General features: G+C 50.9%; 1 pseudogene. It reads left to right on the forward strand.

From position 1 onward, the window contains the following. Positions 1–284, forward strand: a pseudogene (locus tag AC4IFO_RS23150) (carbon-nitrogen hydrolase family protein); the annotation flags it as partial. Positions 285–328 lie beyond the last annotated feature (44 nt).

The following is a 328-nucleotide window of genomic DNA, read 5'->3' on the forward strand; positions in this document are numbered from 1 at the left end:
GTCCAAACAGTGCCTTTTCGGGCATTATCGGCCCAGATGGCCGCGTGGTTGGCGAACCGCTGATTGATAAAGAAGGGATTGTGTACGGCGAGATTGATTTAAACCGCTGTATTCAACCACGGCAAATGCACGATATTACGGGGCACTATAATCGCTTTGATATCTTTGATTTACAGGTGAACCGCCGCCCACTGAGTGCTGCCCGCTTTTATGGCGAGGGGCAAAGTGTGGAGGAATTAAACCCGACTGATAACGATGCACCGTTTGGGGAGAAAAAAGGATGAGTCTGGCACGCACATTTCGGATTGGGCAGATTGTCCCGTCCTCG

The sequence above is a fragment of the Providencia sp. UF-224 genome, from assembly GCF_058245955.1.